Below are 21,429 nucleotides of genomic sequence, written 5' to 3' on the forward strand. Positions count from 1 at the left end.
ACCTATGGTGGGTGCGTGACCGTGACCCATGTGCAGCTGCTCTCCGTGCCCGTCAGCGACCAGGACCGGGCTCGCGACTTCTACGTCGACGTCCTCGGCTTCGACCTGGTGGCGGACAACCCGATGGGCCCCGGCCAGCGCTGGGTGCAGGTGGCGCCGAAGGGCGCGGCCACCGGCCTCACCCTGGTCACCTGGTTCCCGACCATGCCGCCCGGCTCCCTCAAGGGCCTCGTGCTGGAGACCGACGACCTCGACGGCGACGTCGCCGCCCTGCGCGAGCGGGGCGTCGTCTTCGCCGACGGCGGCATCCAGGTCGCGCCGTGGGGGCGCTACGCCACCTTCGACGACCCGGACGGCAACGGCATCGTGCTCCAGTCCACCCGTGTCTGACCCGGACGTCTTCGCGGCGCTGGCCAACCCGACCCGGCGCGAAGTGCTCCGGTTGCTGCGCGAGCAAGGCGAGCAGCCGGTGCAGCGGCTCGCCACCCACTTCGACATGCGCCGGCCCAGCCTCTCGGAACACCTGCGGGTGCTCAAGGACGCCGGCCTGGTGACCGAGCGACCCGTCGGCCGGCAACGGCTCTACGCGCTGCGCCCGGAGCCACTGCGCGAACTGGCCGAGTGGCTCACCCCGTACGAGCGGTTCTGGCGGGCGAAGCTGGCCGGCATCCGCGACGTCCTGGACGATATGCCCGATGACTGAATCCACCACGACGGTTCGGGTCGACCAGTTCCTGCCGTACCCGCCCGCGAAGGTGTGGCGGGTGCTGACCGAGCCCGACCTGCTCGCCCGCTGGCTGATGCCGAACGACGTCGCGCCGGTCGTCGGGCACCGGTTCACCTTCCGTACCGACCCGCGGCCCGCTCAGGGTTTCGACGGCGTGGTGCACTGCGAGGTGCTCGAGGTGGACCCGCCGCGCCGGCTGCGCTGGGCCTGGCGGGGCGGCGGACTCGACACCGAGGTCGCCTGGACCCTGGTCGCCGAAGGGCGCGGCACTCGGCTCTTCGTCGTCCACTCCGGCTTCGACCCGGACGACCCGTTGCAGCAGCGCACCGCCCGCCTGCTGGGCGGCGGCTGGCGCTCCCAGGTCTGGCCCCGCCTGGAGCAGGCCCTCGCCAGCGCCTGACCCCCGCCACCCCGCCCGGCTCACTGGACCCACCGGCCCTGCCGCATCCGCCGGCCCTGCCCGGATCCGCCGGACCCGCCGGCCACCGGCAAGATCGTGCTCAATCCTGGAAACAGTGGCTTGCCAGGCCCCGTGAGGGGACTACTTCCAGGATCGAGCACGACCTTGCGGCGGTGGCGGCCGATGAGGTGGTCTTCCCCGCGGCCGGTGTTGCCCGGGGCGGCGTGGGACCGGCGGTGTGCGGGGCGGCGGGTCAGGGGGTGGTCGGGACCAGGAGGGCATGCAGGGCGGCCGGGTCGGTCACCTCGGGCAGGTCCAGGGCGGCGAGCCAGGCCGCCGCGGCGGCCCCGTCGCCGGCGGTGCGCACCGGCGCGTCCGGCCAGCGCCGGCGCGCCTCGGCGCGGACGGCTGCGGCCAGCGGGGTGTCCCCGGTGAGCAGTCCGCCGCCGAGCACGATCGGCGTGACCGCGCCGTCCGGCCGGATCCGTCCGGCGCTGTCGACCAGATGTCCGGCGGCCCGTTCGATCAGCGGGACCGCCTCCGGCTCGCCGTCGACGGCGGCGGCCACCACCAGCGGCGCGAGCCGGGCCAGCTCGACCGGGGGGCGGCGGGTCACCGCCTGGATCAGCGCGTCGACGGTCTCCCGGGAGCGGGCGGCCACGTCGGCGGTGCCGAGCAGTTCGGTGAGCACCCGCCGGCCCAGCGGGCCCGGCGGGTCGCCGCTGTCGAGGGTGGCCAGCAGCGAGCGGACCGTCTCGCGGCCCAGCCAGAACCCGGAGCCGGCGTCGCCCAGCAGCCAGCCGTGACCGTCGGCGACCCGGTCCAGCCGCAGGTCGCGCACCTGCGCGGCGATCGCGCCGGTGCCGGCGACGAGCACCGTGCCGTCCGGTGCGGCGGTGCCGGAGGCGTACGCGACGAGGGCGTCGCCGTGCACGGCGTACGGGCAGCGCAGCCCGGCCCGGGCCCAGGCCCGGTCGAAGGCGGCGCGTCCGGCTGGGTCGGCGCGCAGGCGGCCCGCCCCGGCCAGTCCGATCACGCCCGCCCGTACCCGTGACGGGTCCACGTCGGCCAGTGCGCCGCGCAGGGCGGTGAGCAGTTCGGCCGCGGCCCGTTCGGCGCCGTGGCTGGTCGGGTTGCCGCCGCCGCCCCGGCCGGTGCCGAGCCGTTCCCCGCTCAGGGTCAGGGCGGTCGCCCGGGTGGACGTACCCCCGACGTCGAGACCGACCACGACGGTGTCGGACATGCTCACGGCCTCCCGGGTGTGGCGGTGCGGGCGGGGTTCATGCTGGTCGGCCGGGTGCCGCAGGGCAAGGCGGAGGGCCGCCCCGGCGCTGTGCGCCAGGTAACAGTTTGAAAACTTCGCCCACGCTCTTGACACAGGGGGGCCTTTAGTAAGAACTTTTACCACTAACAGTTAACACTCTTTTCCGAAAGGCTCCCGATGGTTGATCAAGAGGTGGACGTCGCCGCGGGGACCGCGGTGGTCGACGCCGATGCGGTCGACCGGCGGAGCACGGACGGAGTGCTGGCCCGGGTCCGGGCCGGCACGGGGGAGCTGACGGGGGCGTTGCGTCGGGTCGCCGAGCACGTGCTCAGCGACCCGGAGGCGGCGGCCCGGGCCACCATCGTCGAGCTGGCCGAGCGCAGCGGCACCTCGCCGGCCACCATCACCCGGTTCTGCCGGGCGATGGGCTTCGACGGCTACGCCGACCTGCGCCTGGGCATCGCCTCGGAGACCGGCCGGGCGCGCTCCGCCGGCTGGACCGTCGACATCGGCCGGGAGATCCAGCCCGGCGACCCCCTCGCCCGGGTGCTGGACCAGATCATGGCCGCCGACACCCGCGCCATGCACGACACCGCCGCCCTGCTCGACCTGACCGAGGTGGAGCGGGCCGCCGTCGCCATCGCCGGCGCCAACCGGGTCAACATCTTCGGCGCCAGCGGCAGCGCGCTCGTCGGCGAGGAGATGCAGTTCAGCCTGCACCGCATCGGCGTGGCCGCGTGGGCCTGGAGCGACGTCCACGAGGGACTGGCCAGCGCCGCGCTGCTCGGCGCCGGGGACGTCGCGCTCGGCATCTCGCACACCGGGCAGACCCGGGAGACCATCGAGATGCTCGCCGAGGCCGACAGCCGGGGCGCGACCACGGTGGCGCTGACCGGCTTTCCCCGCTCACCGCTGGCCGAACTGGCCGACATCGTGCTGCTCACCGCCAGCCAGGCCACCACCTTCCGGCCCGACGCGCTGTCGGCCCGGCACCCGCAGCTCGTCGTGCTCGACCTGCTCTACATCGCCGTGGCGCAGCGGACCCACGACCGCGCCCACGCGGCCTTCCGGCGTACCGCCCAGGCCGTCGACGGGCACAAGGCCGCGAAGGGAGCCACCTCATGATCAGTGCTCAGGGGTACGCCGAGGCGGTCCGCCCGGTGCTCGACCGGGTGGTCGACTCGCAGGCCGAGGCGATCGGGCGGGCCGCCGACCTGATCGTGGCCAGCCTGCGCGCCGGCGGCGTGCTCCAGGCGTTCGGCGCCGGCCACTCCGAGGCGTTCGCCGCCGAGCTGGTCGCCCGCGCCGGCGGGCTGGTCCCCACCAACCGGCTCTCCCTGCACGACCTGGTCCTGCACGGCGACGCCCCCCGCGACCTGCTCGCCGACCCCAAGCTGGAGCGCGACCCGGCCGTCGCCCACCAGCTGCACGCCCTGGCCGCCCCGCACCCGGCCGACGTCTTCGTGGTCGCCTCCCAGTCCGGCATCAACGGCTCGGTCGTCGAGCTGGCGCTGCTGGTCAAGTCCGGCGGCCACCCCCTGATCGCGGTCACCTCGGTGGCCCACACCGAACGGGTGGCCCCCCGGCACCCGTCCGGTCACCGGCTCGCCGATCTCGCCGACGTCGTGCTGGACAACGGCGCGCCGTACGGCGACGCACTGCTGCCGCTCGAGGGCGGCGGCGCGGTCTGTGCGGTCTCCTCGGTCACCGCCGCGCTGCTGGCGCAGCTGCTGACCGCCGAGGTCGTACGACGGTTCCACCAGGCCGGAGAGGTACCCCCCATCTACCTCTCCGCCAACGTCCCCGGAGGGGACGAGCACAACCTCGCCCTCGAGTCGCGGTACGCCGGGCGTCTCCGGCGCACCGCCTGACCCGAACACCCAAGGAGACACGACGATGTCGATTACCCCCGAGAACCCGACCGACCTGAGCCGGCGGACCGTGCTGCGGCGGGCCGCCGCGGTGGGCCTGCTCGCCACCCCGGCCGTCAGCCTGCTCGGCGCCTGCGCCACCAGCGGCTCCGACGAGGGCGGGAGCAAGGCCGAGGAGGGCACCAAGAGCGCCGCCAACCCGCTGGGCGTCAAGGACGACGCCCCGCTGGAGGTGGTCATCTTCAACGGCGGCTACGGCGAGAAGTACGCCACCGACGTGCACCAGCCGCTGTACAAGAAGGCGTTCCCCAAGGCCGAGATCAAGCACCAGTCCACCCAGGCGGTCTCCACGGTGCTCCAGCCGCGGTTCGCCTCGGGCAACCCGCCGGAGTTCGTCAACAACTCCGGCGAGAAGCTGATCGACTTCGGCTCGCTGGTCGCCGACGGCCAGCTGATGGACCTCACCGAGCTGTGGGACGCCCCGTCGGTCGACGACCCGTCCAAGAAGGTCCGCGACACCGTGGTGCCGGGCACCGTCGAGGCGGGCTCGTTCAACGGCAAGCCGTACGTCCTGTACTACGTCTCCACGGTCTTCGGCATCTGGTACTCCGGCAAGCTGTTCAAGGACAACGGCTGGGCGCCGGCGAAGGACTGGTCCGAGTTCACCGCCCTGCTCGACAAGATCAAGGCCAAGGGCATCACCCCGTACGGCTACGCCGGCGCGAACGCGGCCTACTACCAGTGGAACGTGATCCTCACCCACGCCGCGAAGATCGGCGGCACCGACGTCCTCAAGAACATCGACAACCTGGAGGACGGCGCCTGGCAGCAGGACGCGATCAAGCAGGCCGCCGAGGCGTGGGCCGAGATCGGCGCCAAGTACGTCGACAAGAGCTTCGAGGGGCTCAAGCACACCGACGTGCAGCTGCGGCAGAACCAGTACAAGCTGGCATTCTACCCCAGCGGCGACTGGCTGGAGGGCGAGCAGAAGAAGGACACCCCGGCCGGCTTCGACTACCAGCTGATGCCGGTGCCGAGCCTCTCCGCCTCGGACAAGCTCCCGGCCACCGCCGTGCGGGCCACCGCCGGCGAGGGCTACTTCGTCTCGGCGAAGTCGAAGAACCCGCGGGGCGGCCTGGAGTACATGCGCCAGATGCTCTCCAAGGCCGGCGCGAAGGGCTTCACCGAGGTGGTCAAGGCCCCGACCGTGGTCACCGCGGGCTCCGAGGGCTTCGCCTTCCCGCCCGGTGTGGCCAGCTCGCAGGCCGCGCTCAAGGCGGCCGGCCAGGACGTGTTCAACCTGTACTTCGACGGCTGGTACAAGGAGCTCGACACGGAGGCGCGGACCGCCACCAACGAGCTCATGTTCGGCCGGATCAAGGCGGACGCCTTCGTGGAGCGGATCCAGAAGCGGGCCGACGCGATCAAGAAGGACAGCTCCGTCGCCAAGTTCAAGCGCTGACCGAACGGAGTAGCGGGATCATGCGGCACGGCAAGTATCCATTCGTGATCGGGTTCCTCTTCGCCCCGGTCGCGCTGTACGTGGTCTTCGTCATCGCGCCGTACGCGCAGGCGTTCCAGATCTCGATGACGAACTGGCGGGGGCTCTCCGCCCCGCAGTGGGTGGGCTTCGAGAACTACCGGAGGCTGCTCGACGACGGGAGCTTCTGGAAGGCGGTCCAGCACCACGGCGTACTGCTGCTTGCCCTGCCGCTGATCACCATCGCCATCGCGCTGTTCTTCGCCTTCCTGCTCAACGTGGGCGGCAAGAGCAGCGGCGGGCAACGCCAGGGGGTCTGGGGGTCGAAGTTCTACCGGGTGGTGTTCTTCTTCCCCCAGGTCCTGGCGGTGGCCATCATCGCGGTGCTGTTCCAGATGGTGTACCGACCGAACGAGTCCGGCCTGATCAACGGCGTGTTGATGGAGCTCGGGTTCGATCCGGTCTTCTTCCTGATCAAGCCGAACCTGGCGCTCTGGTCGATCATCGCGGTGCTGGTCTGGCAGGCGGTCGGCTTCTACGTGGTGCTCTTCTCGGCCGGGATGTCCTCCATCCCGGGCGAGATCTACGAGGCGGCCGAGATGGACGGGGCGAGCAGGGTGACGCTCTTCTTCCGGGTCACCCTGCCGCTGCTCTGGGACACCCTCCAGGTGGCCTGGGTCTACCTCGGCATCGCCGCGTTCGACGCGTTCGCCATCGTCGCGGTCCTCTCGGTGGACAGCGGCGGTCCGGATGGCGCCACCACGGTGCTCGCGGTGGAGATCTACCGCAACGCCTTCGTCTACTCGAAGTACGGCTACGCCTCGGCGATGGGCGTGGCGCTGTTCTTCCTCACCCTCACGTTCGCGGCGCTGACGCTGCGGCTCACCAAGCGGGAAAGCGTGGAGTACTGAGATGAACCCGCAGACGACGCTGCCGCCGACGCCGGCGGCGCTACCGCCCCACACCGGGGCGTCCACCACCGGCGACCGGTCGCGGGGAGGGCGGTCGGAGCGGAGCCTGCTCGGCAGCCTCGGGCACATCGCGCTCGCCGCCTGGGCGGTGGTCGTGGTGGTACCGATCCTCTGGGTCTTCCTCGCCTCGTTCAAGAACACCACGGAGATCTTCAGCAGCCCGTGGACGCTGCCGGCGGAGCTGCGCTGGGAGAACTTCGGGCGGGCCTGGACCAAGGCGAACGTCGGCCAGTACTTCCTGAACAGTGTCGTCGTGGTGGCGTGCAGCACCTTCCTCACCATGCTGCTCGGCTCGATGGCCGCGTACGTGCTGGCGCGTTACCGGTTCTGGGGCAACCGGGCGATCTACTACATGTTCGTCTCGGGGCTGGCCTTCCCGGTCTTCCTGGCCCTGGTGCCGCTCTTCTTCGTGGTCAAGAACCTGGGGCTGCTGAACACCCACACCGGTCTGGTCCTGGTCTACACGGCGTACTCACTGCCGTTCACCGTCTTCTTCCTCTGCGCGTTCTTCAGGACGCTGCCCTCCTCGGTGGCGGAGGCCGGGATGATCGACGGCTGCTCACACACCCGGCTCTTCTTCCAGGTGATGATGCCGATGGCCAAGCCCGGCCTGATCAGCGTGGCGATCTTCAACATCATCGGACAGTGGGCCCAGTACCTGCTGCCCGTGCTGCTGCTCTCCAGCGCCAAGGACAAGTGGGTGCTCACCCAGGGCATCGCCGACATCTCGGTCAACGCCGGCTACGAGGCCGACTGGTCGGGGCTCTTCGCCGCCCTGACCATCGCCATCCTCCCGATGATCATCGTCTACGCGATCTTCCAGCGTCAGATCCAGTCCGGCCTCACCTCCGGCGCCGTCAAGTAGCCCGGGGCCCCGCGTCGCGCGGGGCCCCGGCGCCACGTCAGGGGTGCCAGGAGCGCCAGAGGGCGGCGTACGCCCCGCCGGCGTCGACCAGTTCGTCGTGGCTGCCGAGTTCGGTGATCCGACCGTCGGAGAGCACGGCGACCCGGTCGGCGTCGTGCGCAGTGTTGAGCCGGTGCGCGATCGCGATGACGGTACGCCCGGTCAGCACGGCGGCGAGGGCCCGCTCGGTACGCCGGGCGGTGGTCGGATCCAGGGCGGCGGTCGCCTCGTCGAGGATCAGCGTGTGCGGGTCGGCGAGCACCAGCCGGGCCAGGGCGAGCTGCTGCGCCTCGGCCGCGCCGAGCTGCCGCGCCCCGTCGCCGAGCGACGTGTCGAGATCGTCGGGCAGCTCGGCGTACCAGTCGGCGCCCACCGCGACCAGCGCGGACCGCATCTGCTCGTCGGTGGCGTCCGGGGCGGCGAAGGCCAGGTTGTCGCGGAGCGAGCCGATGAAGACGTGATGTTCCTGGGTGACCAGGGCGATCCGGCGGCGGCGCTCGGCCGGGTCCAGCTCGGTGACCGGGCAGCCGCCGATGCTGACCACGCCGTGCCGGGGCGCGTCGATCCCGGCGAGCAGCCGGGCCAGGGTGGACTTCCCGGCCCCGGACGGGCCGACGATGGCCAGCCGTTCGCCGGGCCGCACCTCCAGGTCGATGCCGTGCAGGACGTCGCGGCCCCCACCGTAGGAGAAGCGCGCGTCGCGCACGACGAGCCGCTCTCCCGGCGGCGCGGACGTCCTGCCGGGCGGCTCCGGCGGCACCTGGCCGACCCCGAGCACCCGGGCGAACGAGGCCAGGCCGCGCTGCGCCTGCTCGGTGAACTGGAGGATCCGGTCCAGCGGCTCGATCGCCTGTTGCAGGTAGAGCGCGGCGGCGACCACCGCGCCGAGCGAGACCATGTCCCGGGAGAGGAGGTACCCGCCGACGAGCAGCACCGCGGCGATCGGCAGCGGATAGCTCGCCTCCACCACCGTGAAGAACACGGTGCGCAGCGCGAGGGTGGCCCGCCGGGTGGCCCACAGCCGGGCGATCCGGGCGGTGCCGTGGTCGATCCGCTCGTCGGCGAGGCGCAGCGCCTCGACGGTGCGGGCGCCCTCGGCGGTGGTGGTCAGCGTCTCGGTCAACTCAGCCGTGGCCGCGCCCTCGGCCAGGTACGCGGCGCCGGCCCGTCGCAGGTACCAGCGGGTCACCGCCCAGATCGACGGCAGCCCGGCCAGCGCGGCCACGCCGAGCAGCGGGTCCAGCAGGAAGATCGCCCCGAAGAGCAGCGAGAGCTGCACCGAGGCGATGACGATGGCGGGCACCACGTCCCGCACGGTGGTGCCGACCGTCGACACGTCGACGGAGCTGCGGGTGGCCAGCTCCCCGGAGCCGGCCCGCTCGACCACGGAGACGGGCAGGCCGAGCGTGCCACGGACGAAGTCCTCCCGCAGCCGGGCGACGGCCCGCTCCCCGAACCGGTGGCCGGCGTACTGGGCGTACCGGGAGAGCAGCGCCTGCACCAGGACGGACCCGCCGATCGCCAGCGCCAGCCGGTCGACGGTGGCGACGCTCGCGCCCGCGGCGACCTGGTCGACGATGCTGCCGAGCAGCCACGGCGCGGCGAGCCCGGCGACCGCGGCGGCGCCGTGCAGCGCCAGCACGACGAGGACCGCCCGCCGGTCCCGGCCGAGCAGGCCCAGCGTCGCCCGGCGTACGGCGGCCCGGTCCGCCACCGGCAGCCGGCTCACGGGTACGCCCCCTCGGCGTCGGCGGGCTCGTCGAACTCGGCGTCGGTGCTGTCCCGGGCCACCAGCCGCCGGTAGCCGAGGTCCTCGTCGAGCAGGTCGGCGTGGGTGCCGGTGGCGACGATCCGGCCGGCGCGCAGGTGGGCGACCAGGTCGGCGTGGCCGAGCAGCAGCGGCGACGTGGCGAGCACGACCGTGGTGAGTCCGGCCCGCGCGGTGCGCAGCCGCTCGGCGATCCGCGCCTCGGTGTGCGCGTCCACGGCCGACGTCGGGTCGACGAGGATCAGCACCTCCGGTTCGGCGAGCAGCGCCCGGGCCAGGCGTACCCGTTGGCGCTGGCCGCCGGAGAGCGTGCGGGCCCGGGCGTCGATCGGGGTGTCGAGCCCGTCGGGCAGGGCCTCGGCGACGTCCTCCGCGGACGCGGCGCGCAGGGCGGCGGTGATCTCGTCGTCGCCGCCGCCGGGCCCGTCCCGGTGGTCGTCCGGCCGGCGGCGCAGGATCTCCCGCAGCGTCCCGGCGAAGAGGTACGAGTCGTGGTCGGCGACCAGGATCCGGGCCCGGACCTCGTCCAGGCCGATCCCGGTCAGGGGCGCCCCGCCCCAGGTGACGTCGCTGACCACGTACCGGCCGAGCCGGTCGGCGAGCGCGATGGCCTCGGCCGGGTCGTCGGCGGCGACGCCGGTCAGCCGGCTGGCGGGGACGGTCAGTCCGCTCGCCGGGTCGTGCAGGTCGGCGGGGCGGGTCGGCGCGGGCGCCGCCTCCGGCCGGCGGGCGCCGGGCACCGCCTCGGCGCCGGTGCGGGAGCGGGGACCACCGACGTCGTCGGGGGTCAGGTTGAGCAGGGCGATGATCCGGCGGGCGGCGACCCGGCCCCGGATCAGCTGGTAGCTGCCCTCCAGCAGGAACCAGACCGGCACGATGAGGGTGGCCACGTACCCGTAGACCGCGACCAGCTGCCCGATCGTGATGTCCCCGGTCACCGCCATCCGGGCGGCGAGCCAGACCACCGCGGCGAGGAAGCACCCGGGCAGGGCCACCGTGAGCGCGTCGATCCAGCTGTTGACCGCGCCGACCCGGTAGCCCTCGGCGAGCAGGCGTTGGGAGCGCTCGGCGTAGCGGCGGGCGAAGAGGCCGCGCCCGCCGACGCCGGCCAGCACCCGCAGCCCCGCCACGATGTCGCCGGCCCGGGTGGTGAGCAGCCCCTGCTGCTGCCGGTAGACCGACTCCGCCCGTTCGAGGCGGCGCAGCAGCGGCCCGACGACCAGCGCGATCGCCGGCACGCCCAGCAGCACGCAGAGCGCGAGGAGGGGGGAGACCGACCAGAGCACGACGGCGATGACCGCGTACGCGACGACCGCGCCGACCCCGGGACCGGTCAGCGTGAGCACCTGCGACGTCCAGCCGATGTCGGAGCCGCCGACGGTGGCCACCTCGCCGGTGGCGAGCCGGCGCGGCAGCACCGCGCCGATCCGGGAGAGCTGGCGCAGCAGGACGGCCGCCGAGCGGGCGGTGGCGTCCTCCCGTACGAACGTCATCGTGCGGTGCCGCATGATGCCCAGGTACGACAGGAGCAGCCCCGCGACGACGATCGCCGCGACCCAGCGCAGCAGGGCCGGGGTGTCGTCGGCGCGCAGACCGTCGTCGACGGCGCGGGCGATCAGGTAGGGCCGCACCGACAGCCCGATCATCCAGGCCGTCCCGATCACGCTGCCACGCAGCACCCGCCAGGGCTGGCAGCGGACCAGCCACCAGATGTAGCGCAACGGCCCCCGGGTGTCCGGGACGCCGGGGTCGGCGTGGGGGATCTGCGGGGGCACCCGGTAACGCTACCGAGCCGGTCGGCGATCCACCGACCCGTCGGCGCTCGGGCAGGGTGGGCGACGCGCCACCGACGTCGTCCGGAGCTGCGCTGTCACAGGGGCGAGGCAGAATCACGTCCGTGCTGGTGGCGGTGGTGGCGGACGAGCGGGGCGGGGGCGTGCTGCAACCGCTCGGCGGTGACGGGCGTCCCACCGGGCCCGCCGAGCCGGTGTCCGACCTCACCGCCGCGGTCGCCGCGCGGGAGGCCGCCGGGCACCCCCGGTGGGTCTGGGCGTCCGGCGCGACCACCTACCCGGCCCTGCTGCGCTCCGGGGTCCGGCTGGAGCGCTGCCACGACGTGGAGCTGACCGAGGCGTTGCTGCTCGGGCACGCCGGCCGCTGGGGTGAGCCGCGCTCGCTCGCCGCCGCGTACGCCCGGCTCACCGGGGCCGCGGTGCCACCCGACCCGCCACCGCGTCCGCCGGCCCCGCCCGGCCACGGCCAGGGCGCGCTCTTCGACGCCGTCCCCGGGCCGCCGGGTCCGGGCATCGAGGCGCTGGTCGAGGTGTACGCCGACCAGCTCGCCCGGATCGCCGCGACCGGACACCCCGGCCGGTTCCGGCTGCTGGTCGCCGCCGAGTCGGCCGGCGCGCTGATCGCGGTGGAGATGGGCGTCGCCGGCCTGCCCTGGCGGGCCGACGTGCACGACGCGATCCTCGCCGAGCTGCTCGGCGAGGCCTCCCCGATGGGCGGGCCGCCCCGCCGGCTGGCCGAGCTGGCCGCCCGGATCGCCGACGCCTTCGGCGTACGCCAGCTGCACACCGACTCCCCGGCGGAGCTGTTGCGGGCGTTCGCCCGGGCCGGGGTGGAGGTGCCCAACACCCGGGCCTGGGTGCTGCGCGGCGTCGACCACCCGGCGGTGCCGCTGGTCCTGGAGTACAAGGAGCTCTACCGGATCTGGACGGCGCACGGCCGGGCCTGGCGGGACGCGTGGGTGCGCGACGGCCGCTTCCAGCCGGAATACGTGCCCGGCGGGGTGGTCTCCGGCCGGTGGGCGACCCGCGGCGGCGGCGCGTTGCAAATTCCCAAGGTGATCCGGCGGGCGGTGGTGGCCGACCCGGGCTGGCGCTTCGTCGTCGCCGACGCCGGCCAGCTGGAGCCCCGGGTGCTCGCCGCGGTCTCCGGCGACGTCCGGCTCGCCGCCGCCGGTGGCGCCGGCGACCTCTACGCCGCCCTCGCCCAGGACGCCTTCGGCGGTGACCGGGCCCGGGCCAAGGTGGCCCTGCTCGGGGCGATGTACGGCCAGACCGGCGGGGCGGCCGTCCCCGCGCTGGCGGTGCTCAAGCGCAGCTATCCGACCGCCTTCGGGTACGTGGAGGCGGCGGCCCGCACCGGCGAGGCGGGCGGCCTGGTCCGGTCCTGGCTGGGGCGGACCTGCCCGCCGGGGACGGCCGGTTTCGCCGACGGCGACGAGGGCGCCCCGGATCCGGACGCCGGCGCCGACCCGCAGTCGCCGCGCGCCCGGGCCGCCCGCTCCCGGGGCCGGTTCACCCGCAACTTCGTCATCCAGGCCACCGCCGCGGAGTGGGCCTCCACCCTGCTCGCCACCCTGCGCGGCGAGCTGGCCGGCACCGCCGCCGAGCTGGTCTTCTTCCAGCACGACGAGGTGATCGTGCACTGTCCGGCGGAGCAGGCGGAGGCGGTCGCCGACGCGGTGACCCGCGCCGGGGTGCGGGCGTCGGGCCTGCTCTTCGGGGACACCCCGGTCCGCTTCCCGTTGGATCTGTCCATCGTCGACTGCTACGCCGACGCCGCCTAGCCGTACCGCAGCCGCCGCCCACGGCGCGGCATAGCGCACGATTTTCCGATTTGCCCCGCTACCCCCGCCCCGGCGCGCTCGTTGGGTCCGATGTGCGCGAACGGACCGGGCGGCTCTGCCCCGGTCCGTCTTCACGACGGAGGTGGCGCAGCTGAACCGGATCGCAGGAATGATCATCGCCGCGGGCGGGGGACGCCGGATCGGCGGCCCTGAGGCCCTCCTGCACCAGGGGGAGAAGCCCCTGGTCAGCCGGATGATCGACACGATGACCGAGGCGGGCTGCGAGCAGATCGTGGTCGTCCTGGGCGCGGCCGCCGACCAGGTCCGCGAGGCGGCCGACCTGGACCGCGCCACGGTGGTGGTCAACCGGGCCTGGGGGACCGGGGTGGGCTCGTCCATCCGGGCCGGTCTGGCCGCGCTCACCGAGCCGGGGATCGAGGCGGTGGTGGTGGTACCGGTGGACATGCCCGGCCTCACCGCCGCGGCGGTACGCCGGGTCACCGCGCTGCCGTACCCGGACGTGCTGGTCTGCGCCACCTACGGCGGGCTGCGCGGCTACCCGATGCTCTTCGGCCGCCGGCACTGGTCCGGCATCGCGACCCTGGCCAGCGCCGACGTGGGCGCCCGGCCGTACCTGCTGGCGCACAAGGACCAGATCGTCGACATCGCCTGCGACTCGATCGCCGACGGCAGCCGGGTCGACACCCCGGAGCTGATGGCGCTCTACGGGCTCACCGTCCCGCCGCAGCGCGTCGGGGTCTGACCGGTTCCCCGGAGTACCACCCGCCGGACTACCGTCTGGGGACCCGGACGGAACGACCCGTCCGCGGCACGGGGGAGGGGCGGTCGATGACCGGTGCGGTGGCCCGGCACGTGGCCGGGGCGGTGGTCGCCTGGGTCGTGTTCCCCGTCGAGAGTCTGGCCTGCTACCTGCTGCTGCTCGGCTACGCCCTCGTCAGCGGCGAGGGCATCGGTGGCCCGCTGGCGGGGCCGGTGATGGTGGTGCTGGCCGCGCTGGCCGGCCTGGTCGTGGTGCCGCTGGTCGTCGTGCCGGCCGGGGTGGTAGCCGAGCTGGTCGGCCGCCGTCGTGGTGGTCTGGCCGGGACGCTGGTCGCCGCCGGCACGGCCGGCGTGCTCACCCTGCTCGCCGTCGTCGCTGTCGCGCTCGTCGCCGGTGGCATACCGTTCGGCATCGCGGTGGCCTGCGCCGTGGCGGTGCTGCTGGTGCTCCCGCCGACCCTGGTGCACGTCGGCATCGTCCGGGGCACTCGGGAGGTGCCCCGACTGCTGGCCCGGCTGCGCGGGAACGCAGCGGCCGCCGTCGACCCGCCGCCGGTCGTCACCCGCTGAGCGGCCCGCGCGCCTCGGCGCCGTCGACGGCGCGCGGCCCCACCGGACCGGCAGCGCCACCGTGGCGACCGCCGTGGATCAGGAGGCGGGCGGCGCCACCGGGCGGTCCAGGTCGAACAGGGCGGCGGCGCTGTCCCAGCAGACCGCCCGCAGCCAGTCGTCGCCCAGGTCGAGCCGGGCCAGCCCGGCCAGCTGCTCCGCGTACGGGTAGGGGATGTTGGGGAAGTCGCTGCCCAGCAGCACCTTGCCGGCCAGGCCCAGCTCCCGCAGCCGGGGCAGCTCGGCGGCGGGGAAGGCCACGAAGCGGTCGAAGAACGGGGTGAACGCCATGGTGGTGTCGAGTCGTACCCGCTCGTACCGCTCGGCGAGGGCGAGGAAGTCGGTGTAGTCGGGCGCGCCGAGGTGCGCCACGATCGCGCTGAGCCGGGGATGCCGGGCCAGCAGGGCCGCGAAGCCCGCCGGTCCGGTGTGCGCGGTGCCGACCGGGGCGTGGCCCGCGTGCACCACCACCGGCACGCCGGCGTCCGCGAGCAGCCCCCAGACCTCGTCCAGTGCCGGGTCGGTCGGGGCGAACCCGCCGACCTGGACGTGCACCTTGAACACCCGCGCGCCGGCGTCCAGCGCGTCGGTGACGTACCGGTCCGCGCCGGGTTCGGGGTAGAAGGTCGCCGAGGGCAGGCAGCCCGGGGTGGCCCGGGCGAAGTCCAGCGTCCACCGGTTCAGCTCCGCCGCCATGCCCGGCCGGTGCGGGTACGCCAGCGCGCTGAACGCGCGGACCCCCATCCGGCGCAGGTGGTCGACCCGCTCGGCGTCGCCCCACCGGTACCGGATCGGCCACTCGGTGCCGACCAGCGGCCCGGCCGCGTCGAAGTACGCCCACACCCGCTTGAGCAGCCGGGGCGGCAGGAAGTGCACGTGCACGTCGGCCAGCCCGGGCAGCCCGAGCCGCTGCCAGAACGCCGGAACGTCAGCGTCGCCGACCGGGTCGGTCTCGGTGACCGGCACCGGTCAGACCTCGATGTTGAACCGTTGCAGCACCGACGGCGCGACCAGGCCGATCGCCGCGAGCACGGAGAGCGCGGTGAGCGCGCCCCGCAGCACCACCACCTCGGCCTTGCTGCCGGTCCGCAGCGCGATGCCGTTGGGTAGTCCGACCATCATCCACATGCGGCGCTTGATCGGGATCGGCCAGAGGATCGGCACCCCGGCCTTGGTGATCATGTCGCCCAGGATGTGCACGAAGCAGCCCACCCCGACGGCCAGCCCGATCATCGGATAGCCGCGGTCGCCGGGCAGGTTGGCGAAGGTGTACCAGGCGGCGGCGGCCGAGGCGAGGGTGACGATCACCCAGCCGGCGCGCTCGGCCCACCGGTCGAAGAGCCCCCGCAGGGCCAGCCCGATCATGAAGAAGAGGATGCCCACCACGGCCCACTTGCCGTACGCCGTGCAGAGGGCGGTGGTGCCCCAGCCGACCAGCCCGGTGAACGGCAGGGTGTGGGTCAGCGTGCGGTGCCCGTTGTTGCGGCGCGGGTCGCGGCTCAGCTTGGTCGCGTAGTAGACGCCGAGCGAGATCTTCTCCATCACCTCGGCGAGGAAGAGGGAGAAGACGCCGAACGTGCGGGCCACCGTCGCGCCACCCTGGTTACGGGTCACCTTGCCGGAGAGGTCCAGGTCGGGAAAGAGCGCGCCGCCCGCGCAGACCGCGGTGCCGACCGCCAGGGCCAACGGGGACTGGTGGTAGTCCGCGAACTGGTCCAGCGCCCACGAACCGGCCAGCCACACCGCCGCGCCAGACAGCGCGTGCGACGGTCCCATCATCTCGCTCGCCCCTCCCCGGGTTCTTGATCGACAAGCTACGCCACTGTGTCAGAGCCGTCGCGCAGGGGGCAATCACCCGGACGGTCCACTAGGGATCGTCAGGCGGCGGCAGGCCGGAAGCTCTGCCGGATCATCAGGAAGTATGTCGCGTTGACCTGCCAGTCGAACTCCTCTGTCAGCCATGAGACGGTGTAGGCCAGCGTCGGGGTGACCGTCACGATCAGCCGCGCGGTGTGCACCAGGTCGCCGGCGCCGTTGGTCCAGACGCACTCCCACAGCGCCCCGCCCCGGAACATGTCCAGTGCGGAGATGTCCACCCGCCGGTAGCCGGCCAGCTTCCCCGCCCCGGTCAGCCGGCGCTCCTCGGACTCCCAGTACGCCACCGGGTCGGCGGGGGCCGCGCCAGCGGCCACGCTGAGCACCCGGGACCCATCGGGCTCCCGGAAGCAGGTCACCGGACCGTCGGCGAAGCGCAGCCAGCGCGCCGGCGCGGCGATCCGGAAGCCGGCCGGGTCCTCGTACCAGGTCCAGCCGGTGACCAGGGCGAGCTCGCCGGCCGGCGGGGGCACCGAGGGCACCGGCGTGGCGTCAGCCGGCGCGGGTCTGCCGCAGGGGAAGGCCGCCGGCTGGGCCACTGTCGCGCCGCCGCCACCCGGGACGCGCCCCGGCTCGTCCCGTCCGGTCAGCTCCAGCGCCACCACGCCGGTCGCGGCGAGCAGCACGGCGGCGGCCCCGGCCAGGACCAGGGCCCGGCGACGTCGCGCGCGGTTCTCCGCCCGGCCGTCGGCCGCCGGCGCGGACCGGTCCGACCCACCCGTCGCCGGGCCGACCGGGTCCGGGTCGGCGCTCGTCGCGGTTCGCACGGGGCCGACCGGGTCCGGGTGGGCGCTGGTCGCGGGCCGCGCGGGGCCGACCGGATCCGGGACGAGGGACGGCCGGCCCGCCACCGGCAGGTCGGTCTCGGCGGCCAGCGCCGCCCGCAGCAGCGGCTCCGCCTCGGCGGCGGTGAGTCGCCGCCACGGGTCGCGCTGCAACAGGCCGTTCAGCACCGGGGCCAGCGGCCCGGCCCGGCGCACCGGGTCGGGCGGCTCGGTGGCCAGCGCGCTCAGCGTCGCCATCGCGGTCGCCCGGGCGTACGGCGCGCGCCCCTCGACGGCCGCGTAGAGCGTCGCGCCCAGCGACCACAGGTCGGTGCGCGGGTTCGAGACGCCGTCGCGGGCCCGCTCCGGGGCGACGAACTGCGGCGAGCCGAGCACCAGGCCCGGCCCGGTCATCAACCCGTCCCCACCGTCGAAGGTGGCCAGCCCGAAGTCGGTCAGCACCACCCGCCCGTCCTCGGCGACCAGCACGTTGGGCGGCTTGACGTCGCGGTGCAGCACCCCGGCGGCGTGCGCGGCGCGCAGCGCGGCCAGCACCGCCAGCCCGATCCGCGCGACCGGCCCCGGCTCCAGCGGCCCGTCCGTGGTGAGGATCTGCTGCACCGACCGGGAGGGGACGTACTCCATCACGATCCACGGGCTGTCCCGGTCGTGCACCACGTCGTAGATGCGGACCACGTTGGGGTGGTTGAGCCGGGCCGCCGTCCGGGCCTCGCGCAGCGTCCGCAGCCGCAGCTCGTCGCGTTCGGACTCGGCCAGCCAGCTGGGCGGGACGATCTCCTTGACCGCGACGTCGCGGTGCAGCATCTCGTCGCGGGCCAGCCAGACCCGGCCCATCCCGCCGGTGCCCACCAGATCGAGCAGCCGGTACCGTCCGGCGACCAGCAGCTGCTGCACGACGTTCCCCCTCGGCTGCCCCGGGTACACGATATCGAGCCGGGAGTCGTTTCTCAGCCGTGGCGGGACGTGGCGGGCGGGCGGCGGTTCAGGTCGGGGCGACCTGCTCCGACCCGGTGCCGCGGAAGCTCTTCCGGGCCACCTCGAACTGACCGGCGGCGGCTGACCAGTCGTGGTCGGCGGTGCTCCAGCCGAGCAGCGCGCCACCGGCGCCGCGCCCCGGCAGCAGGCGCAGCGCGTGGGCGCGCTCCTGGAACGGGGTGGTCCACCGGCACTCCCACCAGGCGTCCCCGCCGTCCACCGTGGCGAGCCGCACCTGGTCGTAGCCGGGTAGGGTGCCGGCGGCGAGCTGCCGGCGCTCCTCGGCCCGCAGGTACGCGGACGGATCGCCGACGTCGGCGAGGAGCGGCTCGACGCTCAGCGTCCGGCGGCTGCCCGGGTCGCGGAAGCAGTCGACCGTACCCTCCCCGGCCCGCAGCCAGCCGACCGGCACGGCGACCCGGTAGCGCTCGGAGACGTACCAGGTCCACCCCGACGGTGGCCGGAAGCCGTCGTCCTCGGTGGCGGGGCGGATGGTGACCGGCTCGCCGACCGGGTCCGGCCGCAGGCACGGGAACGGTGGCGGGATCACGCCGGGACCGCCGATGGGTGGGCCGGGCCGGTTCGGGCCGTAGCCCGGGGGCGGTTCCGGGCGGGCCACCCGGGGGTCGCCGGTCGCCGTCACCCGCGGCTCGGAGCCGTCGGGCCGGGTCACCGCGAGCGCGGTGCCGACGCCGGCCGCCACCGCCACCACCAGCGCCGCGCCCGCCAGCGCCCACCGCCGGGCGCCGCCGCCGAGGTCGTGGAGCGTACGCGCCGCGCGCGTGCCGAAACCGGCCCGACCGCCGGGACCCGGGCCGGCCACCCCGGCGCCGCCGGACGCGGTGCCGGGGTCGACCAGGCCACCGTCGTCGACGGCCCGCCCGGCGTCGGGTCGACCGGGCGGACCCCAGTCGAGGCCGGCCCCGCCGGCCCCGCCGGTCGTCCCGTACCGCGGCTCGGTCGCGGACCGGTGCCCGGTGCCGCCGGTCGATGTCGACCCGGTCGCCCGGCCGGGACCGGAGGGCGACCGGCCCCCGGCGCCGGCCGCCGGGGCGTCGGTCCGGTCGTTTCCGACGGCGGTCGGGGAGAGGCCCGGCCAGGGCGGCGGCGGGGCGACCACGGCCGCCGGACGGGCCGCCGCCGGCAGCACCGCGGGCGGTTCCGGGGCCTGCCGGGTGATCGCTGTCAGCAGCCGCTCCGCCTCGTCGTGGCCGATCCGCTCCCGGTGGTCACGCCGTAGCAGCCCCTCCAGCACCGGCCGCAGCGGCCCGGCGTGCGGCGCCGGGTCCGGCGGCGAGGAGCCGAGCGCGGCCAGGGTGGCCATCGCGGTGCTGCGGGCGTACGGGGAGCGCCCCTCGACGGCGGCGTGCAGGGTGGCGCCGAGCGACCAGAGGTCCGCCTCCACGCTGGACACCCCCTCGGCGGCCCGCTCCGGGGCGACGAACTGGGGCGAGCCGAGCACCAGGCCCGGGCCGGTCATCAGCCCGTCCCCACCGTCGAAGGTGGCCAGGCCGAAGTCGGTGAGCATCACCCGTCCGTCGTCGGCGACCAGGACGTTGTGCGGCTTGACGTCGCGGTGCAGCACCCCGGCGGTGTGCGCGGCGCGCAGCGCGGCCAGCAGCGCCAGGCCGATGTCGGCGGCGCGGCGCGGGTCGACCGGCCCGGTGGTGTCCAGCACGGCCTGCAGGGAGCGGGAGGGGACGTACTCCATCACGATCCAGGGGCGGTCGTCGACCCGGATGACGTCGTAGATCCGGACCACGTTGGGATGGTTGAGCCGGGCCGCCGTACGGGCCTCGCGCAGGGTGCGCAGCCGCAGCTCGTCGCGTTCGGTCTCGGCCAGCCACTGCGGCGGGACGACCTCCTTCACCGCGACCTCGCGGTGCAGCACCCCGTCGCGGGCCAGCCACACCCGACCCATCCCGCCCCGGCCCACGAGCTCCACCAGGCGGTACCGACCGGCGATCACTACCTGCTGCACTCTGCTCCTCACCATCGGCCGACGTACACCGTAGCCAATGGATCGGGGCGGACCTATCGGTTGCCGGGTGCCGATCCGGTCAGCAGGCCGCGCCGTCCAGCGCCAGCAGGTTGCCCTCGGGGATGGCGATCCGGGTCCGTCCGCCGACCAGTTGGGCGGCCGCCCGGCGGGCCTGGAACGAGCCGTGCTCCCGGCGGGCGGTGGCGTAGCTGCCGGCCGTGCGGGCGGCGATGGCCGACCAGCCGTACCGCTGGCTGACCATCGTGCGGGCGCGGCGGGCCACCCGGCGGGCGAAGACCTCGTCGCCGAGGAGCTGGTCGACCGCGCCGGCGAGGGCGTCCGGGTCGCTGTGCGGGAAGGTCACTCCGGTGACGCCGGGCTCCACGATCTCGGCGAGGCCGCCGGTGCGGGCCACCGCGAGCGGCGCGCCGGCCGCGGCGGCTTCGAGGGCCACCATGCCGAACGGCTCGTAGAGGCTGGGCACCACGGTCGCGTCGGTCGCGGCCAGCACCGCGGGCAGCTGGGTGGAGTCCATGAAGCCGGCGAAGCGGACGGTGTCGCCGAGGTCCAGCCGCCGCGACTGGTCGACCAGCTCCTCCTTGTACGGCCCGTCGCCGGCGATCACCACCCGCAGCCCGGGGTGCCGCTCCCGCAACCGCGGCACGGCGTGCACGAGGTGCTGGACGCCCTTCTCGTAGACCAGCCGGCCGGCGTACCCGACCAGCGGGCCGTCCCCGGCGTAGCGGGCGCGGGCGGAGGCGACCGCCCGGGGACGGGCGTGCCAGGCCCGGTCGTCGACGCCGTTGGGCACCACGTCCACCCGGGCCGCGGGCACCTCGAAGAGCCGGGTGACCTGCTCCCGCATATAGCCGGAGCAGGCGATGACCCGGGCCGAGGCGTTGCTGAGCCAGTGCTCGACGCCGTGGATGGTGCGGTTCATCTCCTCCGGCAGCCAGCCCTGGTGCCGGCCCGCCTCGGTGGCGTGGATCGTGGTGACCAGGGGCAGGTCGAGGTGCTCGGCGAGGGTGACGGCGGTGTGCGCGACGAGCCAGTCGTGGGCGTGGATGACGTCGTAGGCGCCGGAGGCGACGGCGCGCAGCGCGGTGCGGGTCAGGGTGTGGTTGAACGCCATGGTCCAGGCCAGCAGCGAGTTGGTGGCCAGCGGGAAGGTCACCGGGTCCTCGGCGGCGCGCAGGATCCGCACGCCGTCGGCGTACTCCTCCAGGGCGGCGCCCTCGGCGTGCCGGGTGACCACGGTGACCTCGTGCCCGGCGGCGGCCAGGGCGGCGGAGAGGGCGTGCACGTGCCGGCCGAGCCCACCGACCAGCACGGGCGGATACTCCCAGGAGAGCATCAGCACGCGCTGGTGCCGGGCGGGGTGGATGTCGATCACGTCGGCGTCAGGTGACATGAAGGCCCCCTCTGGGTGGTGTCCTGGGCGCACGACGGTCGACACCGTGAG

19 protein-coding genes are annotated in these 21,429 nt (G+C 74.6%); 11 read left to right on the forward strand and 8 right to left on the reverse strand.

Annotated features, from left to right (window positions below; genetic code table 11):
* Window positions 1–15 precede the first annotated feature (15 nt).
* The 3 genes from AC5L3Z_RS09625 to AC5L3Z_RS09635 are packed head-to-tail and all read left to right on the forward strand — an operon-like array spanning window position 16 to window position 1,127.
* Window positions 16–390, forward strand: coding sequence for a VOC family protein (locus AC5L3Z_RS09625; RefSeq protein ID WP_494841168.1), 375 nt, complete (start codon window positions 16–18; stop codon window positions 388–390).
* Window positions 383–703, forward strand: a complete 321-nt coding sequence (locus tag AC5L3Z_RS09630; RefSeq protein WP_494841170.1) for an ArsR/SmtB family transcription factor — start codon at window positions 383–385, stop codon at window positions 701–703. Before AC5L3Z_RS09625 ends, AC5L3Z_RS09630 begins: the two co-directional genes overlap by 8 nt.
* Window positions 696–1,127 carry an SRPBCC family protein gene (locus AC5L3Z_RS09635; RefSeq protein ID WP_494841171.1) on the forward strand — a complete coding sequence of 144 codons (432 nt, stop codon included), beginning with the start codon at window positions 696–698 and terminating at the stop codon, window positions 1,125–1,127. The genes AC5L3Z_RS09630 and AC5L3Z_RS09635 overlap by 8 nt, the downstream gene beginning before the upstream one ends.
* Window positions 1,128–1,380: 253 nt before the next feature.
* Here the strand turns inward: AC5L3Z_RS09635 and AC5L3Z_RS09640 are convergent, their stop codons facing one another.
* Window positions 1,381–2,370 carry an N-acetylglucosamine kinase gene (locus AC5L3Z_RS09640; RefSeq protein WP_494841173.1) on the reverse strand — a complete coding sequence of 330 codons (990 nt, stop codon included), beginning with the start codon at window positions 2,368–2,370 and terminating at the stop codon, window positions 1,381–1,383.
* 198 nt (window positions 2,371–2,568) lie between these two features.
* Here AC5L3Z_RS09640 and AC5L3Z_RS09645 point away from each other — a divergent pair, with 198 nt between their 5' ends.
* The 5 genes from AC5L3Z_RS09645 to AC5L3Z_RS09665 are packed head-to-tail and all read left to right on the forward strand — an operon-like array spanning window position 2,569 to window position 7,578.
* On the forward strand, window positions 2,569–3,516 hold the full coding sequence (locus AC5L3Z_RS09645) for a MurR/RpiR family transcriptional regulator (protein ID WP_334527320.1): 948 nt from the start codon (window positions 2,569–2,571) through the stop codon (window positions 3,514–3,516).
* Window positions 3,513–4,262 carry a sugar isomerase domain-containing protein gene (locus AC5L3Z_RS09650; RefSeq protein WP_334615959.1) on the forward strand — a complete coding sequence of 250 codons (750 nt, stop codon included), beginning with the start codon at window positions 3,513–3,515 and terminating at the stop codon, window positions 4,260–4,262. The genes AC5L3Z_RS09645 and AC5L3Z_RS09650 overlap by 4 nt, the downstream gene beginning before the upstream one ends.
* Window positions 4,263–4,287: 25 nt before the next feature.
* Window positions 4,288–5,724, forward strand: coding sequence for an N-acetylglucosamine/diacetylchitobiose ABC transporter substrate-binding protein (gene ngcE, locus AC5L3Z_RS09655; RefSeq protein WP_494841176.1), 1,437 nt, complete (start codon window positions 4,288–4,290; stop codon window positions 5,722–5,724).
* A gap of 20 nt (window positions 5,725–5,744) precedes the next feature.
* A complete protein-coding gene (locus AC5L3Z_RS09660) occupies window positions 5,745–6,653 on the forward strand; it encodes a carbohydrate ABC transporter permease (protein WP_494841177.1) in 909 nt (302 codons plus the stop codon).
* Between the two features lies 1 nt (window position 6,654).
* Window positions 6,655–7,578, forward strand: a complete 924-nt coding sequence (locus AC5L3Z_RS09665; RefSeq protein ID WP_494841179.1) for a carbohydrate ABC transporter permease — start codon at window positions 6,655–6,657, stop codon at window positions 7,576–7,578.
* A gap of 37 nt (window positions 7,579–7,615) precedes the next feature.
* Here the strand turns inward: AC5L3Z_RS09665 and AC5L3Z_RS09670 are convergent, their stop codons facing one another.
* Window positions 7,616–9,346 (reverse strand): ABC transporter ATP-binding protein, encoded by a 1,731-nt coding sequence (locus tag AC5L3Z_RS09670; RefSeq protein ID WP_494841180.1) that lies wholly within the window; start codon window positions 9,344–9,346, stop codon window positions 7,616–7,618.
* A complete protein-coding gene (locus AC5L3Z_RS09675) occupies window positions 9,343–11,160 on the reverse strand; it encodes an ABC transporter ATP-binding protein (protein WP_494841181.1) in 1,818 nt (605 codons plus the stop codon). The genes AC5L3Z_RS09670 and AC5L3Z_RS09675 overlap by 4 nt, the downstream gene beginning before the upstream one ends.
* Window positions 11,161–11,282: 122 nt before the next feature.
* Between AC5L3Z_RS09675 and AC5L3Z_RS09680 the strand changes: the two genes are divergently transcribed.
* From AC5L3Z_RS09680 to AC5L3Z_RS09690, 3 genes are all read left to right on the forward strand, one after another.
* Complete coding sequence (locus AC5L3Z_RS09680) at window positions 11,283–12,962, forward strand: bifunctional 3'-5' exonuclease/DNA polymerase (protein ID WP_494841183.1); 1,680 nt, start codon at window positions 11,283–11,285, stop codon at window positions 12,960–12,962.
* A gap of 169 nt (window positions 12,963–13,131) precedes the next feature.
* Window positions 13,132–13,725 (forward strand): nucleotidyltransferase family protein, encoded by a 594-nt coding sequence (locus tag AC5L3Z_RS09685; RefSeq protein WP_494841185.1) that lies wholly within the window; start codon window positions 13,132–13,134, stop codon window positions 13,723–13,725.
* 86 nt (window positions 13,726–13,811) lie between these two features.
* Window positions 13,812–14,312, forward strand: a complete 501-nt coding sequence (locus tag AC5L3Z_RS09690; protein WP_494841187.1) for a hypothetical protein — start codon at window positions 13,812–13,814, stop codon at window positions 14,310–14,312.
* Between the two features lie 78 nt (window positions 14,313–14,390).
* Here the strand turns inward: AC5L3Z_RS09690 and AC5L3Z_RS09695 are convergent, their stop codons facing one another.
* The 5 genes from AC5L3Z_RS09695 to AC5L3Z_RS09715 form a co-directional block, all read right to left on the reverse strand.
* Entirely contained in the window at window positions 14,391–15,317 is a 927-nt protein-coding gene (locus tag AC5L3Z_RS09695) for an amidohydrolase family protein (RefSeq protein ID WP_494841189.1), read from the reverse strand.
* A gap of 3 nt (window positions 15,318–15,320) precedes the next feature.
* Window positions 15,321–16,130: a metal-dependent hydrolase gene (locus AC5L3Z_RS09700; RefSeq protein ID WP_334527290.1), complete on the reverse strand. Its 810-nt coding sequence runs from the start codon at window positions 16,128–16,130 to the stop codon at window positions 15,321–15,323.
* Window positions 16,131–16,228: 98 nt separating this feature from the next.
* Entirely contained in the window at window positions 16,229–17,905 is a 1,677-nt protein-coding gene (locus tag AC5L3Z_RS09705; RefSeq protein WP_494841191.1) for a serine/threonine-protein kinase, read from the reverse strand.
* 88 nt (window positions 17,906–17,993) lie between these two features.
* Window positions 17,994–19,967: a serine/threonine-protein kinase gene (locus tag AC5L3Z_RS09710; RefSeq protein ID WP_494841193.1), complete on the reverse strand. Its 1,974-nt coding sequence runs from the start codon at window positions 19,965–19,967 to the stop codon at window positions 17,994–17,996.
* Between the two features lie 79 nt (window positions 19,968–20,046).
* Complete coding sequence (locus AC5L3Z_RS09715; protein WP_494841195.1) at window positions 20,047–21,378, reverse strand: glycosyltransferase family 4 protein; 1,332 nt, start codon at window positions 21,376–21,378, stop codon at window positions 20,047–20,049.
* Between the last annotated feature and the right edge of the window lie 51 nt (window positions 21,379–21,429).

Source organism: Micromonospora sp. LZ37, assembly GCF_059359015.1.

What these genes read in the sequence shown, in the direction of transcription:
- AC5L3Z_RS09635 (WP_494841171.1), top strand. Translation starts at nt 696, where the DNA reads ATGACTGAATCCACCACGACGGTTCGGGTCGACCAGTTCCTGCCGTAC.
- AC5L3Z_RS09640 (WP_494841173.1), bottom strand. Translation starts at nt 2,370, where the DNA reads ATGTCCGACACCGTCGTGGTCGGTCTCGACGTCGGGGGTACGTCCACC.
- AC5L3Z_RS09645 (WP_334527320.1), top strand. Translation starts at nt 2,569, where the DNA reads ATGGTTGATCAAGAGGTGGACGTCGCCGCGGGGACCGCGGTGGTCGAC.
- AC5L3Z_RS09650 (WP_334615959.1), top strand. Translation starts at nt 3,513, where the DNA reads ATGATCAGTGCTCAGGGGTACGCCGAGGCGGTCCGCCCGGTGCTCGAC.
- ngcE (WP_494841176.1), top strand. Translation starts at nt 4,288, where the DNA reads ATGTCGATTACCCCCGAGAACCCGACCGACCTGAGCCGGCGGACCGTG.
- AC5L3Z_RS09660 (WP_494841177.1), top strand. Translation starts at nt 5,745, where the DNA reads ATGCGGCACGGCAAGTATCCATTCGTGATCGGGTTCCTCTTCGCCCCG.
- AC5L3Z_RS09665 (WP_494841179.1), top strand. Translation starts at nt 6,655, where the DNA reads ATGAACCCGCAGACGACGCTGCCGCCGACGCCGGCGGCGCTACCGCCC.
- AC5L3Z_RS09685 (WP_494841185.1), top strand. Translation starts at nt 13,132, where the DNA reads ATGATCATCGCCGCGGGCGGGGGACGCCGGATCGGCGGCCCTGAGGCC.
- AC5L3Z_RS09690 (WP_494841187.1), top strand. Translation starts at nt 13,812, where the DNA reads ATGACCGGTGCGGTGGCCCGGCACGTGGCCGGGGCGGTGGTCGCCTGG.
- AC5L3Z_RS09700 (WP_334527290.1), bottom strand. Translation starts at nt 16,130, where the DNA reads ATGATGGGACCGTCGCACGCGCTGTCTGGCGCGGCGGTGTGGCTGGCC.
- AC5L3Z_RS09715 (WP_494841195.1), bottom strand. Translation starts at nt 21,378, where the DNA reads ATGTCACCTGACGCCGACGTGATCGACATCCACCCCGCCCGGCACCAG.